The sequence below is a fragment of the Gammaproteobacteria bacterium genome (assembly GCA_030680605.1).
In the GTDB taxonomy this organism is placed as follows: domain Bacteria; phylum Pseudomonadota; class Gammaproteobacteria; order SURF-13; family SURF-13; genus JAQBXX01.
The window spans coordinates 66,111-79,546 of sequence record JAUXUQ010000010.1; the positions used below are offsets into that span (position 1 = coordinate 66,111).

At 62.0% G+C, this 13,436-nt stretch carries 15 protein-coding genes; 12 read left to right on the forward strand and 3 right to left on the reverse strand.

Annotated features, from left to right (window positions below):
- Positions 1-50 precede the first annotated feature (50 nt).
- Together typA and Q8L89_05025 are read right to left on the reverse strand one after the other, a co-directional pair.
- Positions 51-1,865, reverse strand: a complete 1,815-nt coding sequence (gene typA / locus Q8L89_05020; GenBank protein MDP1708409.1) for a translational GTPase TypA — start codon at positions 1,863-1,865, stop codon at positions 51-53.
- Between the two features lie 163 nt (positions 1,866-2,028).
- The gene (locus tag Q8L89_05025) at positions 2,029-3,066 is read right to left on the reverse strand and encodes a VIT1/CCC1 transporter family protein (GenBank protein ID MDP1708410.1); all 1,038 of its coding nucleotides are present in this window, start codon (positions 3,064-3,066) and stop codon (positions 2,029-2,031) included.
- Positions 3,067-3,136: 70 nt separating this feature from the next.
- Here Q8L89_05025 and Q8L89_05030 point away from each other — a divergent pair, with 70 nt between their 5' ends.
- From Q8L89_05030 to queD, 4 genes are all read left to right on the forward strand, one after another.
- On the forward strand, positions 3,137-3,373 hold the full coding sequence (locus Q8L89_05030; protein MDP1708411.1) for an exodeoxyribonuclease VII small subunit: 237 nt from the start codon (positions 3,137-3,139) through the stop codon (positions 3,371-3,373).
- A 40-nt stretch (positions 3,374-3,413) separates the two neighbouring features.
- Positions 3,414-4,301, forward strand: a complete 888-nt coding sequence (gene ispA, locus Q8L89_05035) for a (2E,6E)-farnesyl diphosphate synthase (GenBank protein ID MDP1708412.1) — start codon at positions 3,414-3,416, stop codon at positions 4,299-4,301.
- An 81-nt stretch (positions 4,302-4,382) separates the two neighbouring features.
- Positions 4,383-6,314 (forward strand): 1-deoxy-D-xylulose-5-phosphate synthase, encoded by a 1,932-nt coding sequence (gene dxs, locus Q8L89_05040; GenBank protein ID MDP1708413.1) that lies wholly within the window; start codon positions 4,383-4,385, stop codon positions 6,312-6,314.
- Between the two features lie 4 nt (positions 6,315-6,318).
- Positions 6,319-6,702: a 6-carboxytetrahydropterin synthase QueD gene (gene queD / locus Q8L89_05045; GenBank protein ID MDP1708414.1), complete on the forward strand. Its 384-nt coding sequence runs from the start codon at positions 6,319-6,321 to the stop codon at positions 6,700-6,702.
- A 14-nt stretch (positions 6,703-6,716) separates the two neighbouring features.
- Here queD and Q8L89_05050 read toward each other — a convergent pair whose 3' ends face one another.
- Positions 6,717-7,373, reverse strand: a complete 657-nt coding sequence (locus Q8L89_05050; protein ID MDP1708415.1) for a TIGR02281 family clan AA aspartic protease — start codon at positions 7,371-7,373, stop codon at positions 6,717-6,719.
- Between the two features lie 21 nt (positions 7,374-7,394).
- On the opposite strand from Q8L89_05050, the gene Q8L89_05055 reads away from it, so the two are divergent.
- The 8 genes from Q8L89_05055 to ubiE all read left to right on the forward strand — a co-directional run bounded on the left by Q8L89_05055 (position 7,395) and on the right by ubiE (position 13,330).
- The gene (locus Q8L89_05055) at positions 7,395-8,099 is read left to right on the forward strand and encodes a type 1 glutamine amidotransferase (protein MDP1708416.1); all 705 of its coding nucleotides are present in this window, start codon (positions 7,395-7,397) and stop codon (positions 8,097-8,099) included.
- Between the two features lie 230 nt (positions 8,100-8,329).
- On the forward strand, positions 8,330-8,533 hold the full coding sequence (locus tag Q8L89_05060) for a cold-shock protein (GenBank protein MDP1708417.1): 204 nt from the start codon (positions 8,330-8,332) through the stop codon (positions 8,531-8,533).
- 260 nt (positions 8,534-8,793) lie between these two features.
- Positions 8,794-8,934: a lipoprotein gene (locus Q8L89_05065; protein ID MDP1708418.1), complete on the forward strand. Its 141-nt coding sequence runs from the start codon at positions 8,794-8,796 to the stop codon at positions 8,932-8,934.
- A 37-nt stretch (positions 8,935-8,971) separates the two neighbouring features.
- The gene (lysA, locus tag Q8L89_05070) at positions 8,972-10,222 is read left to right on the forward strand and encodes a diaminopimelate decarboxylase (protein MDP1708419.1); all 1,251 of its coding nucleotides are present in this window, start codon (positions 8,972-8,974) and stop codon (positions 10,220-10,222) included.
- Positions 10,223-10,268: 46 nt separating this feature from the next.
- Positions 10,269-10,814, forward strand: coding sequence for an ATP-dependent protease subunit HslV (gene hslV / locus Q8L89_05075; protein ID MDP1708420.1), 546 nt, complete (start codon positions 10,269-10,271; stop codon positions 10,812-10,814).
- An 8-nt stretch (positions 10,815-10,822) separates the two neighbouring features.
- Positions 10,823-12,142 (forward strand): ATP-dependent protease ATPase subunit HslU, encoded by a 1,320-nt coding sequence (hslU, locus tag Q8L89_05080; GenBank protein MDP1708421.1) that lies wholly within the window; start codon positions 10,823-10,825, stop codon positions 12,140-12,142.
- A gap of 11 nt (positions 12,143-12,153) precedes the next feature.
- Entirely contained in the window at positions 12,154-12,531 is a 378-nt protein-coding gene (locus tag Q8L89_05085) for a DUF971 domain-containing protein (GenBank protein MDP1708422.1), read from the forward strand.
- Positions 12,532-12,586: 55 nt separating this feature from the next.
- Positions 12,587-13,330 (forward strand): bifunctional demethylmenaquinone methyltransferase/2-methoxy-6-polyprenyl-1,4-benzoquinol methylase UbiE, encoded by a 744-nt coding sequence (gene ubiE, locus Q8L89_05090; GenBank protein MDP1708423.1) that lies wholly within the window; start codon positions 12,587-12,589, stop codon positions 13,328-13,330.
- Positions 13,331-13,436 lie beyond the last annotated feature (106 nt).

Sequence of the window (13,436 nt, forward strand, 5' to 3'; positions counted from 1 at the left end):
TACGGCCACCCCCTTTTCAAAGGGGGTCGAGCGGCAGCGAGGGGGATTTGTTATCCCGCGCGCGAGGTCTTTTTGCGTTCGTGCTCCAGCAGTTGGCGTTTGCGCAGACGGATGTGGTGCGGGGTGACTTCCACCAGCTCGTCGTCGTCGATAAACTCCATCGCCTGTTCCAGCGACATGCGCACCGGCGGCACCAGAATCACATTTTCATCCGAACCCGAGGCGCGCATGTTGGTGAGCTGCTTGCCCTTCAGCGGGTTGACCACCAGATCGTTGTCACGCGAATGCAGCCCGATCACCATGCCTTCATAGAGTTCCTCACCCGGGCCGATAAACATGCGCCCGCGCTCCTGCAGGCTGAACAGTGCAAAGGCCACGCTTTTACCGGCGCCGTTGGCGATCAGCACCCCATTGGTGCGGTTGCCGATCGTGCCTTTTTTCACCGGCGCGTGATGGTCATAGACGCTGTGCAGCAGGCCGGTGCCTGAGGTGAGCGTCAGAAATTCGGTGCGGAAGCCGATCAGCCCGCGGGTCGGGATCATGTACTCCAGACGTACCCGCCCCTTGCTGTCGGACTCCATGTTGGTGAGGTCGCCTTTACGCAGGCCCATCTGCTCCATGATGCTGCCCTGATGGCGTTCTTCGATATCGACCACCACGGACTCGTATGGCTCACAGGTTTCGCCGTCGATTTCGCGCGTGATGACCTGAGGCCGCCCCAGTGCCAGTTCGTAGCCCTCGCGGCGCATGTTTTCGACCAGGATGCCAAGGTGCAACTCACCGCGCCCGGAGACGCGGAACTTGTCAGGGTCTGCGGTATCTTCCACGCGCAGGGCGACGTTATGGATGAGCTCGCGTTGCAGGCGCTCGCGGATCTGGCGGCTGGTGATGTACTTGCCATCCTTGCCGGCCAGCGGCGAGGTGTTGACCTGAAACATCATGCTCACCGTGGGCTGGTCGACCACGAGGGCGGGCAGGGCCTCCACCGCAGTGGGGTCGCACAGGGTGTCGGAGATGCCGAGATTTTCGATGCCGGTAAAGGCGATGATGTCGCCCGCCTCGGCCTCCGGTATCTCGATGCGCTCGAGGCCGAGCATGTTGAACAGTTGCAGTATGCGCGCGTTGCGCTTCGCGCCCTGCGGGTTTACCACCACCACAGCCGAGTTGGCCTTGATGCGTCCGCGCGCGATGCGGCCGATGCCGATCACGCCGACGTAGCTGGAATAATCAAGCGAACTCACCTGCATCTGGAACGGCCCGGCAGGATCTACCTGCGGCGGCCTCACGTGTTGCACGATGGTCTCGAACAGCGGCGTCATGTCGCCCGCGCGGGTCTCGGCATCAAGACTGGCATAGCCGTTCAGCGCCGAGGTGTACACCACCGGAAAGTCGAGCTGCTCTTCGGTCGCGCCCAGGCGATCGAACAGGTCAAAGGTCTGGTCCAGCACCCAGTGCGCCCGCGCGCCCGGACGGTCGATCTTGTTGATGACGACGATGGGCTTGAGTCCCAGCGCAAAGGCCTTCTGCGCCACGAAGCGGGTCTGCGGCATGGGCCCGTCTACCGCGTCGACCAGCAGCAGCACGGCGTCCACCATGGAGAGCACGCGCTCCACCTCGCCGCCGAAGTCGGCGTGGCCGGGTGTATCGACGATGTTGATGCGGTAGTCGCGCCAGCGCAGCGCGGTGTTTTTGGCCAGGATGGTGATGCCGCGCTCGCGCTCGATGTCGTTGGAGTCCATCACGCGCTCGGTACTGGCCGCGCGTGCGGCAAAGGTACCGGACTGCTGTAGCAGTTTGTCGACCAACGTGGTTTTGCCGTGATCGACATGGGCGATGATGGCGATGTTGCGTAAATTGTCTAGCACAAATAAAAGCCCTGCGGGGAAAGGGAAACTGTCCATTTTACAATAAAATGGGCTCGACTGGGCGTAAAAAATCAGAAAGCGTGCCCCGTCCCTGGCCGGGGTCAGCTGCGCTATGGCGGATGTGGCATCGGGCGCGTAAAAAAGACGTTGCCGGGATCTATTTTCAGCCCAGCCCGGTCCCCAGCAGGGTGCCTATCATATAGGCGATCACCCCCGCCCCGCCGCCGATCAGGGTCAGACGCAGGCCGCCCCACACGGCCTGTTTGCCGGTAAACAGGCTGAGCACCGCGCCGATCAGAAACAGGCTGACAACGGCTGCTCCGGCGCTGGTGTAAATCGCGTTAGCCCCGGCGAAGACCAGCGGCAGCAGCGGCACCAGCGCCCCCAGGGTAAAGGCGAGAAACGAGGCGCCAGCCGCGCCCCACGGCGAGCCCAGTGCGTCCGGATTGAGGCCGAGTTCCTCGCGCGCCAGCGCGTCGAGCGCATGTTCAGGGTTTTGCAACAGGCTGTGGGCGGTGCTGCGGGCCTGTTCGAGGGGTACACCGCGCGCCTCATAGATGAGCGCCAGCTCCTCGGCTTCCTCTTCCGGATACTCCTCCAGTTCCGCACGCTCCAGCCCGATCTGGTATTCATACATTTCGCGCTGTGAACGCATGGAGACATATTCGCCAGCGGCCATGGAGAGTGCGCCCGCCAGCAGGCCCGCGGTGCCGGTGAGCAGCAGTACCTTGAGGTCTTGCATGGCGCCAGCCATGCCCATGATGAGGCTGGTGTTGGAGACCAGCCCGTCGCTGACGCCGAACACGGCGGCGCGCAGGTTGCCGCCGCTCTCGGTGGTGTGGTGACGGTGGCCGAAGTCCTCGACCGAGGTCGGCATGGCATGGCCGCTGCTGTCCGCGGGTGCGCTGTACACCGACAGGCCGCGCACCTTGATCGCCGCCAGCACCGGCCGCAGACGGCGCGGCCCGAGGGCGCGGATCAGTGCCGCCACCAGACGCGCCCGCCAGCTGGGGTAGAATGTCGCGGGCAGCGCCACGCCACGCGTGCGGGCCTGCTGCGCCCAGATCTGTGCTTGGGCCTCGGCGGCTTGGCCCAGACGCAGAAACAGCTTGTTTTTAACCGGGTCGGGCTCGGTAGCGACCAGCACCTGGTACAGGTAGGCTGACTGCATCTCCTCCATCCAGTTTTCGCGCGCTGACATTGCTGTCCTCCCAACTTCACTGGGCCAGTTCAATAGGCTAACATGTCTCAAGTTTGCCGGACGCCCTGCCATGCCTAAAAAACCCGCTCCTGATTTCGAACGTACCCTCACCGAGCTGGAAACGCTGGTCGAGCGCATGGAAAAAGGCGAGCTGTCGCTGGAGGCCTCGCTCAAGGATTTCGAGCACGGCATCCAGTTGATCCGCCACTGTCAGAAGGCGCTTGCCGAGGCCGAGCAGAAGGTACAGATACTGATGGAAAAAAACGGCGCGGTGCAGATCGAGCCGTTTGAGACCGATGATGCCTGAGCGGGGCATGCAAACCCTGACGGACCACCCCTGACCCGCCATGACGCCGGACTGGATGGAGGCCTACCGCGCCCGTGCCGATGCGGCGCTCGCACAGCGCTTGCCGCCTGCGGCGGCGGTACCGGAGCAACTGCATCAGGCCATGCGTTATGCCGTGCTCAACGGTGGCAAGCGCATCCGCCCGGTGCTGGTCTATGCCACGGGCGCGGCCCTCGGCACACCGCTCGCGCAACTCGACACCCCGGCCTGTGCAGTAGAATTGATTCATGCCTATTCACTGGTGCATGACGATCTGCCGGCGATGGACAACGATGACCTGCGCCGCGGTCAGCCCGCCTGTCACAAGGCCTGGGGCGAGGCGACCGCCATCCTCGCCGGTGATGCCTTGCAGGCATTGGCGTTTCAGTTGCTGGCGCAGGACGCTGCGCTGGGGGCGCAGCCGGCGCAGCGGCTGCGCAGGGTAGAGATTCTGGCTGAGGCCAGCGGTTCGCGCGGCATGGCAGGCGGGCAGGCGCTGGATCTGGCGGCGGTCGGTGCGCAGCTGACGTTCGCCGAGCTCGAATACATGCACATTCACAAGACCGGCGCGCTGATTCGCGCCGCTGTCCGGTTGGGCGCGCTCGCCGCGCTCAGTGAGCAAGACGAAACGTTTGGGCGGCTCGATCATTACGCCAAATGCATCGGGCTGGCCTTCCAGATTCATGACGACGTCATCGATGAGGCAGGCAGTACCGCTGCGCTGGGCAAGACCCAAGGCGCCGACCGGTTACGTGACAAGCCCACCTATCCTGCGCTGCTGGGTCTGGCGCAATCACGCCAGATGGCGCAGGATCTGTGCGACGAGGCAGAGACCAGCCTGGGCGGGCTTGATCAGCGTGCTGATCCGCTTCGGGCGCTGGCGCGCTACATCGTGGAGCGGCAGAGTTAAATAAGCGGTATCTGCGCCAGCGGCTGGCCTTGTCCGGTGGCTTGCGAGTACCATATACATCCCCCAGCTTCACACCAGCCTATGTCGTACCCGTTGCTAGAGAGACTCCGCACGCCCGCGCAATTGCGTACGTTCGATGAAGCCGAGCTTGCGCCGCTGGCCGCCGAGTTACGGGCGTTTCTGATTGAATCGGTCAGCCGCACCGGCGGCCATCTTTCCGCCGGGCTGGGCACGGTCGAGCTGGCGATTGCGCTGCACTATGTATTCAACACCCCTGAGGATCGTCTGGTATGGGACACCGGCCACCAGAGCTATCCGCACAAAATACTCACCGGACGCCGCGCGGCGATGGACAGCCTGCGGCAGAAAGGCGGCCTCGCCGGTTTCCCCAAGCGTGACGAAAGCCCTTACGATACTTTTGGTGTCGGCCATGCGGGTACCGCAGTGAGCGCAGCGCTTGGCATGGCCCTCGCCCATTCATTAAAAACACTCTCTCCCTCAGGGGAGAGCGAAGCGAGGGGGGCGAAGCCGGAGGGTGAGGGTGCGCGCAAGACGGTGGCCGTGCTGGGCGACGGTGCGCTCACCGCCGGCATGGCCTTTGAGGCACTGAACCATGCGGGTGATCTGGGCGCTGACATGCTGGTGATACTGAACGACAATGACATGTCGATCTCACCCAACGTCGGCGGCATGTCGAATTATCTCGCGCGCGTGCTGTCGGGCAAGGTGTACTCCACCATGCGCGAGCGCAGCAAAAAGGTGCTGGGTGTGGTGCCACCGATGTGGGAGCTGGCGCGGCGCGCGGAAGAGCACATGAAGGGCATGGTGATCCCCGGCACGCTGTTTGAGGAGCTGGGCTTTAACTACATCGGCCCCATCGACGGCCATGATCTGCCCACGCTGGTGAAAACCCTGCGCAACCTGCACGCGCTCAAGGGGGCGCAGTTCCTGCACGTGGTCACGCAGAAGGGCAAGGGCTACACGCCGGCCGAGGACGACCCGTGCAGCTACCACGGCGTGGCGGCGTTTGACCCCGACAGTGGCGAGCCGCGCAGCAAGAGTGGTGGTGCCCCCAGCTACACACAGATTTTCGGGGACTGGCTGTGTGACATGGCGGCGCGCGACGAGCGTCTGGTTGCCATTACGCCCGCCATGCGTGAGGGCTCAGGCCTCACGCAATTTTCCGAGCGGTATCCGGCACGTTATTTCGATGTCGGCATCGCCGAACAGCACGCCGTCACGCTGGCTGCTGGTCTCGCCTGTGAAGGGCTGAAGCCGGTAGTGGCGATCTACTCCACGTTTTTACAGCGCGCCTATGACCAGCTGGTGCATGACGTTGCCTTGCAGAATCTGCCGGTGCTGTTTGCCATCGACCGCGCCGGTATCGTCGGCCCCGACGGCCCCACCCACGCGGGCAGTTTTGACCTCGGCTTCATGCGCAGCATACCGAACATGGTCATCATGGCGCCGACCGACGCCAATGAATGCCGCGAGATGCTGACCACGGGCTTTCTGTATAACGGCCCGGCGGCAGTGCGTTACCCGCGCGGTCCTGCGCCGTGCAGCGTACTGCAATCCGGCACCAACAGTCTGCCCTTGGGCAAGGCAAAGCTGTGCCGCGAAGGCAAAGACATCGCCTTGCTGGTGTTCGGCGCCCTGCTGGAACCCGCCATGGAGGCCGCGCAGGCGCTCAATGCCACCGTAGCCAACATGCGCTTCATCAAGCCGCTCGATGAGGCGTTGGTGATGCAGCTGGCTGCACGGCATACGCTGCTGGTCACGCTGGAAGACAATGCCGTACAGGGCGGCGCCGGCAGCGCGGTGAACGAATGCCTCGCCGCGCAAGGTCTGGGCAATACCATCATCAATCTGGGCCTGCCGGATGCTTTTCTCGATCAGGGCACGCGCGCCGAACTGCTCGCGGCCTGCGGTCTGGATGCCGACGGCATACTGCGCACGGTACACAAACATTTTGAAACACAGTGCCAGGTCGCGCCGGTTAAAGTAAAATAGCTCCGTGTCTGCTCACTACACCCTCAAGATACTCACCGACTTCGCCTCGGCGCACACCCTGCGAGACTATCCCGGCGACTGCCGCCGCATGCACGGTCACAACTGGAAGCTGGAAGTGGAGGTAACAGCCAACCGGCTGGACGATACCGGCATGGGTGTGGACTTTCGCGTCATTAAAAACGCCGCGCGTGATCTCGCCAAGACGCTGGATCACTATTACCTCAATGACATTCCACCGTTCGACAAGATCAATCCGACGGCGGAAAACATCGCCGCCTATTTTTATAGCGGCCTGTCGCAGACACTTAACAAACCCGATCTGCGCGTGAGCGCCGTCACCCTGTGGGAAACGGACCGCGCTTGCGTGCGTTATGCCGAGCAGGCGTAATTTTTCGCAGCAGGCTAATGCTTCTGCTTGAGCAGCATCGTCTGCCCGCTGTTCTGCATTTCGAGGCGGGTCAGAAACGACATCCCGAGCAATACCTCTGTCGGTGAGAGACCTTCGATCACCATACCGTCCACCTCGCGCAGTTCGATGTTGCCGACCTTGACCTTGGTAAGTTTGACCTGATAAGCGGGCGCGAGGCCTGAGGCGGTGGCGGCTGTGGTGGGTTTACCGTCCAGCCGGTAGTTGATGCCGAGTCGTTTGGCCTCGGCGGAGTTCATCGCCACCAGCGAGGAGCCGGTGTCGACCAGAAAATTCACGGTCAGGCCGTTGATGGTGCCGACCGTCGCAAACATACCCTGCGGACTGCGGAAGAGGGTGACGCTGGTGTGCGGGGGTGCGCCAAGGCGCGTATGCACCTCGCTGCCGAGGGGGTAGGTTTTTTGCTGGCCGTCAATTTCCAGTACGGCCTCGTTGCTGCTGGCGCTGATCAGCCTGACGCCTTCCGGGCTGGTTTCACCCACACTGAGCGCCTGCTGCTTGCCGTCGATGACCACGATGGCCTTGTGTTTGAACAGGCCAAGCACCACCACGCTGTTGACGGCGAACAGCGTCGGGCTGGCGAGCAGCAACGCCAGACTGACCAGGTATTTGCCGGTAGCAGAGCAAGCCATAAGCTGTTTATTATGCGCTGTATGAAGCCGGTGCGCATCTTCCGCCATATCGCCAACGAAGGGCCGGGCTATTTCGCCACGGTGCTGGAGCGGCGCGCCATCCCTTTTCAACTCGTATGTATCGATGCCGGTGATGCCATCCCGCCGCAGGTGGACGACTGCGCCGGATTGGTGTTCATGGGCGGCACCATGAGCGTGAACGATGACCTGCCGTGGATAGCCGGGGAAATGGCGTTGATACGCCGTGCCGCGCAGGTCGGTGTGCCGGTACTCGGCCATTGCCTCGGTGGCCAGCTGATCAGCAAGGCCCTGGGTGGAGAGGTGTGCGCCAATACAGTGAAGGAATTCGGCTGGCATGCCGTGCAGCGCGCGGACAATTCTATGACGCACGACTGGTTGGGGCCGTTGCCGCCCGCGTTCGACGTGTTTCATTGGCATGGCGAGACCTTCAGCCTGCCGCAGGATGCAACACTGCTGTTGACCGGCGCCCATTGTGCGCATCAGGCATTCGTGTGGCGCAACATGCTGGCCCTGCAATGCCACGTGGAGATGACGGCGGACATGGTGCGCGACTGGGCAGAACAGGGTGCCGATGAGCTGGCTGCACCCGGCATATGTGTGCAGAGCGCACAAGAGATGCAACAGCATCTCACGCCCAGAGTGGCCGCCCTCCAGCAGATAGCGGACGTGCTGTATGAGCGCTGGTTGCGTTGTCTGGTGACATGAGTGTGCAGACAGTCGCGCAAAAACACCTGCCCGGCTATTGACACGGTAGCAGAATGCCCAAATAATCAGGACGTTGTGCGTTTATATGGCTGGGCCTGGAAGGTCTTGTGTGCGTTGTTTTCAGGCGTGACAGGAGGCGACAGACCATGCGAACCTCGTAGCATGACATGCGGTTGTATGTCGGGCGTACGGGCAAGAGACAGTGCAGTTATAACTAAGGGGTTGTCTGTATGAGTCTTGGTACGGTGAAGTGGTTTAATGACGGCAAGGGTTTTGGCTTTATTACACCGAATGATGGCAGCGAGGATGTATTTGTACACTACTCCGCCATCGAGGCTGAAGGCTTCAAGTCCCTGACCCAGGGTCAGACGGTCGAGTTTGAAACGACCACCGGGCCGAAGGGGCTGCAGGCGGCACACGTCAAGCCCGCCTGAGCGGGCGGGTGGGGTGTGCGGCTCCGCCTGCCACAGGCAGGGTGGGCGCACCGGCGAAGCGACGGCAACTGCTTTGTCTGTGTCTGCAACAGGCCGACCGGATCGCAAGGCTGTTTTGCAACAGCCTGCCGGGGCTCGTCTTGCATTTTACGGTAATATTTTCTCCCAATGCGCTGCTCGCCCCGCTCTGGCGGTGGCATAGTGGTAAAGTGTGCGAGTGCTGCTGGACTCAGGCACACAGTGATTTTCAGGACTGAGACATGACCAAGGCAAAGATCACTATTCTGTTGCTCGCAGTCACGCTGTTTGCGGCCGCTGGCTTGAGCGGCTGCGGACAAAAGGGCGATTTATATCTGCCGGATCGCTGGCAAGATCAGTCCGTGACCGCCTCCGGCCACTAAACAAGGCCACGCGCGGCCAGCGCGCCACACCTTATTTATGAATTACTTTCACCATCGCGATGGGCGCCTGTTCGCCGAGGACGTCGATCTCGCTACAGTCGCTGCGACGCACGGCACGCCTTGCTACGTCTATTCACGTGCTGCCGTGGAGGCAGGCTTTCGCGCCTTTGACGCAGCGCTGGCGGCGTATCCGCACGGTCATCTGGTGTGTTATGCGGTCAAGGCCAACCCCAATCTTGCCGTGCTCAACTGCCTGGCGCGACTGGGCGCTGGCTTCGATGTCGTCTCCGGTGGCGAACTGGCGCGTGTACTGGCGGCAGGGGGCGAGGCGGGCAAGGTAGTATTTTCCGGTGTCGGCAAGCGTCCGGATGAGATGCGTGAGGCGCTTACGGCCGGTATCCGCTGCTTTAATGTTGAATCTGCGCCGGAGCTGGAGCGGCTGAATGAGGTGGCGGGCGCGCTCGGCAAGCGTGCGCCGGTCGCACTGCGCGTCAACCCCGATGTCGACGCGCGCACCCACCCCTATATTGCCACCGGGCTTGCAGACAGCAAGTTCGGCATTCCCATCGCGCAGGCGCCGGCGATCTACGCCCGTGCTGCGGCCCTGCCGCATATCGAAGTCGTCGGGGTGGATTGTCACATCGGTTCGCAACTGACCGACACCACGCCCTTCGTGGCGGCGGCCGAGCGCGTGCTGGCGCTGGTAGATGCGCTGGCACAGCAGGGCATCGTCCTCCGTGAGCTGGATCTGGGCGGCGGGCTGGGCATTTCCTATCAGGGTGAAACGCCGCCTGCGCCACAGGCCTATGTGGCAGCCCTGCTGGGCGCCGTCGGTGATCGTGCCTGCACCCTGCTCATTGAGCCGGGGCGCGCCATCATCGGCAATGCAGGTGTGCTGCTCACGCGGGTCGAGTATCTCAAGCTCAATGACGCGAAGAATTTCGCCGTGGTCGATGCCGCCATGAATGATCTGATGCGCCCGGCGCTGTACGACGCGTACCACGCGATAGAGCCGGTGCAGCCGCGCACCGTGCCAGAGCGTGTGTATGACGTGGTTGGCCCGGTGTGCGAGAGCGGGGACTTCCTCGGCACGGCGCGCAGCCTGGCGCTGGAACCGGGCGATCTGCTCGCCATTCGCTCGGCGGGCGCCTACGGCATGAGCATGAGCTCCAATTACAACACCCGCCCGCGTGCCGCTGAGGTGATGGTGGATGGTACGCAGGCCCACCTGGTGCGTGCCCGTGAAACAGTGCCGGCACTATTCGCCGCTGAACGACTACTGCCTTGAGTTACAATACAGCATCAGTCTGACGCATCAACGCAGGAATTCAACAGTGGAACAATTGCACGGAACGACGATAGTGTCAGTGCGCCGCAACGGCAAGGTCGTCGTCGGCGGCGACGGCCAGGTATCGATGGGTAATACCGTGATGAAAGGCAATGCCCGCAAGGTGCGGCGTCTGTATCACGATCAGGTCATCGCCGGGTTTGCCGGCGGCACCGCCGATGCCTTCACGCTGTTTGAGCGCTTCGAGGGCAAGCTGGAAAAACATCAGGGCAATCTCACCCGCGCGGCGGTAGAGCTGGCCAAGGACTGGCGCACCGATCGCATGCTGCGGCGGCTGGAGGCCTTGCTGCTGGTGGCCGACAAAGGCGTCTCGCTTATCATCTCCGGCAATGGCGACGTCATCGAGCCGGAAAATGGCCTCATGGCGATCGGTTCAGGCGGTCCCTACGCACAGGCGGCGGCGCGTGCCCTGCTGGAGAATACAGAACTTGATGCGCTCGCCATCGTCGAGCGCAGCCTCATGATTGCCGCCGACATCTGTGTATTTACCAATCGCAATATCACCGTAGAAGAACTGGGTGCAACCGCTTGAGTCCTGACATGTCCCTGACCCCGCAGCAAATCGTCCACGAACTGGACAAGCACATCATTGGCCAGGCCGCTGCCAAGCGCGCCGTCGCCATTGCCCTGCGCAACCGCTGGCGCCGCAATCAGGTGGAAGAATCGCTGCGCAACGAAATCACGCCCAAGAATATTCTGATGATCGGTCCGACCGGCGTCGGCAAGACCGAGATTGCGCGGCGGTTGGCAAAGCTCGCCCACGCGCCGTTCCTCAAGATCGAGGCCACCAAGTTTACCGAGGTGGGCTATGTCGGGCGCGACGTCGAATCCATTATTCGTGATCTGGTCGACACCGCGATCAAGATGACGCGTGAGGAAGAAATAAAAAAGGTGCGCCCGCGTGCCGAGGAGAGCGCCGAGGAACGCATACTCGATATTCTGTTGCGTCCGGCGCGAGTGGATTCCTCGGTAGCGCAGGACGAGCCTGCCACACGCCAGATATTCCGCAAGAAGTTGCGCGAGGGCGTGCTCGACGAGCGCGAAATCGAGGTCGACCTGAATGTGGCACCGATGGGTGTCGAGATCATGGCCCCACCGGGCATGGAGGAGATGAGCAACCAGTTGCAGAGCATGTTTCAGAATCTCGCGGGCGCGCGCACCCGCACCCGCAAGCTGCGGGTGAAGGAGGCCTTCAAGCTGCTCACCGACGAGGCCGCGGCCAAGCTCATAGACGAGGACGCGCTGAAGGCGCGCGCCCTGAGCAATGCGGAACAGAACGGCATCGTCTTTATCGACGAGATCGACAAGATCGCCAAGCGCTCGGAGTATGCCGGGGCAGACGTATCGCGCGAGGGTGTGCAGCGCGACCTGTTGCCGCTGGTTGAGGGCAGCACCGTGTCCACCAAGCACGGCATGGTGAAGACCGACCATATCCTGTTCATTGCCTCCGGCGCGTTTCATGTCGCCAAGCCCTCGGACCTGATTCCTGAATTACAGGGCCGCTTGCCGATCCGGGTGGAGATGGACGCGCTCGGCGCGGAGGATTTTGTGCGCATCCTGACCGAGCCCGATGCCTCGCTCACGCGTCAGTACATCGCCCTGCTTGCAACCGAAGGTGTGGCGCTGAGCTTCACCAAGGATGGCATCGCGCGCTTGGCTGAAGTGGCGTGGAAGGTGAACGAGCGCACGGAAAACATCGGCGCGCGCCGCCTGCATACGGTGATGGAACGCCTGCTGGAGACGATCTCGTTCGAGGCATCGGACAAGGGTGGTACCCATCTCGAGGTCAATGCCGCCTATGTGGATGAACATCTCGGCAAGCTGGTTGAGGATGAAGACCTCACGCGCTATATATTGTAGTACCACGCACCATGGCAGACGAACACAGCAAGCCCCACCCCATAGAAATCAACCTGCGTCAGAAATCGCGCGTGCTCGAAGTGAGCTTCGACGACGGTGCGCATTTCAAGCTGCCGTGTGAATACCTGCGCGTCCATTCGCCGTCTGCCGAGGTGCGCGGCCACGGGCCGGGGCAGGAGGTGTTGCAGGTCGGCAAGGAACAGGTCAACATTAGTGCGATTGACCCGGTGGGCAGCTATGCTGTGCGCCTGCACTTTGATGACGGCCATAACACCGGGCTGTATTCCTGGAGCTATTTGTACGAACTCGGCGCCCGGTATGAAGACAACTGGCGTGATTATCTGGCGCGCCTGCAACAGGCGGGTGTGACCCGTTCGGCTGACTCATGAGGCACCTTGTCAGCAGTGTGCCCTTGCTGGGTGTCTCCTGAGCTGAAGCAGCGCTATGGAAAAGAAGACCCACTTCGGTTTTGAGGACGTCGCCGAGTCCGAGAAGGCACGCCGCGTAGGTGCGGTGTTCGACTCGGTGGCGACGCGCTATGACGTGATGAACGATGCCATGTCGTTCGGCGTGCACCGCTTGTGGAAACGGTTTGCAGTTGCGCGTGCGGGTTTGCGTGGCGGCGAGTCGGTGCTGGATGTCGCAGGCGGCACGGGAGACATCGCACGTCTGCTGGCGGAAAAAGTAGGCGCCAAGGGCAGGCTGGTGGTCACCGATATCAATGCCGCCATGCTGGGTGTGGGGCGCGCAAGACTGGTGGATGCAGGCGTGGTTGGCAATGTCGAATACGTGCAGGCCGATGCCGAGCACCTGCCATTTCCCGATGACAGCTTTGACTGCATCACCATCGCCTTCGGCCTGCGCAACGTTACCCACAAGGAGGCGGCACTGGCTTCCATGCAGCGCATACTGAAACCGGGCGGGCGCTTGCTGGTGTTGGAGTTTTCCAAACCGCGCCTGCAGGCCATAGCGCCTGCCTATGATTTTTATTCCTTCAAGATATTACCGGTGCTCGGCAAACTGATTGCCGGTGATGAGGCGAGTTACCGCTATCTGGCCGAATCGATACGCATGCACCCGGATCAGGACACGCTTAAGCTGATGATGGAGCATGCGGGTCTGGAGCGATGCGAATATTTCAATCTGAGTGGGGGTATCGTCGCGCTGCACCGCGGCTATAAACTGTAATTAAGCCAATAAGGTGCCTCTAAAAATGATGAATTTTTATTCAAGACAAGGCGCAGCGCAGGTGAGTAGCGGAGCATACAAGTTAGTATGTGAGCAGCGGAGACAA